The sequence below is a fragment of the Flavobacterium collinsii genome, assembly GCF_902804485.1.
In the GTDB taxonomy this organism is placed as follows: domain Bacteria; phylum Bacteroidota; class Bacteroidia; order Flavobacteriales; family Flavobacteriaceae; genus Flavobacterium; species Flavobacterium collinsii.
Genome location: NZ_CADCST010000019.1, coordinates 1 through 1,658, shown reverse-complemented (window position 1 = coordinate 1,658; position 1,658 = coordinate 1). Strand labels below are relative to the sequence as shown.

Annotated in this window: 1 protein-coding gene; it reads right to left on the bottom strand. The window is 38.9% G+C overall.

Annotation, left to right across the window (positions count from 1 at the left end; all coding sequences use genetic code 11):
* On the bottom strand, positions 1-1,658 hold a 1,658-nt coding region (locus tag FLA105534_RS00125; RefSeq protein WP_173964029.1), incomplete at both ends, for a non-ribosomal peptide synthetase.

Below are 1,658 nucleotides of genomic sequence, written 5' to 3'. Positions count from 1 at the left end.
ACCACGGATTTTAACCTGATTATCCTTTCTGCCAATAAACTCCAGATTACCATCAGGGAGCCAACGTGCTAAATCTCCCGTCTTATAAATTCTATCGCCTTCTGTAAAAGGACTTGATATAAACTTCTCTCGGGTTAACTCTTCCTGATTCAGATAACCACGACCTACACCTACCCCACTAACCCATAACTCGCCAGTAACTCCCAGTGAACATAAATTATCAAATGAATCTACAACATACAATTTCATATTCGAAACTGGTTTACCTATAGGCACAACACCCCCCAAAGGTACCTCATGCATAACATGAAGACTAACATCATCTGATGCCTCGGCTGGCCCATAAGCATTTACTACTGCAACAGAAGGAAACATCGAAAACCAGGATTCTAACAATGAAATCGTAGCAGTTTCACCTGTAACCAGAAAATAACGCAGATCCTCCAAGCCTTTCCTGGATCCTGTCTCTAATAAACTCAATATATAAGAAGGAACTAACTGAAGATGGGTAACTCCATAAGAACATAAGGCATTCTGAAAATCATCAGTATTCAGTATCATCGACTCGCTATAGATTGCAATACGTCCTCCGCATAATAAACCGCTCAACAATTGCCATACGGAAATATCAAAGGTGAAAGGTGCCGTAAAGCCTACAACGCTCGTACTGTCCATATCCAAATCATCTATCATAACCAGAAGATGGTTCAGTAACCCCGAATGCTCAATCATTGCTCCTTTAGGAGATCCTGTACTTCCTGAAGTATAAATAACGTAACTTAAAGAATCAGGTAAATAAGTTAATCCTAATGATTCTGATGAACAATTAGAATACACAGCTGAAGTACCATCCAATACGATCATCATAATATCCGATAACATATCTCCCAATGCACCTGAATTCACTCTGTCCGTAAGCATCAAAGAACATCCTGTATCCTGAGCAATATAGCAAATACGAGATGCAGGATAATCCGGTTTAATCGGTACATAAGCACCGCCTGATTTTAAAATACCCAAGATACCTATAAGCATATCCACACTACGATCCAAACAAATACCTACCAAAGTATCACGCTCAACCCCCTGCTCTCTTAAATAATGACCCAATTGATTCGACTTTTCATCTAATTCCTTATAAGTTAACTCTGTTCCCTTATAAACTACCGCTATAGCAGAAGGGGTCTTCTTAACTTGCTCTTCGAACAAATCAACAACAGTCTGATCCAAAGGATAAGCAACTCTCGTATCATTGAATAAATGCAATAACTGGTACTCCTCCTCTTTTGTCAACATCCCAAGATCACTTATAGGCTGCCTAATGTCTCTTACAATACTAAGAAGTAATTCTTTATAATGAAGAAGCATACGATCAATGGTAGATCTCTCAAACAAAGCCGTACAATAACCGATTCCTATCGAAATATCCAAATCAGATTCGGATATACTAAACATCAAATCAAATTGGGAGGTCATATGTGAATGCTCATAACCTGCAATCGTAAGATCTTGTAACTTTGGCTTTTCTACTTTGGAGCTTTCGACCTCATTGTGAAAATCAAACATCACCTGAAACAATGGACTCATGCTCATATCACGGGTAGTGACCACACGGTCTACTACTTTCTCAAATGGAGCCAATTGATGATCATAACTAC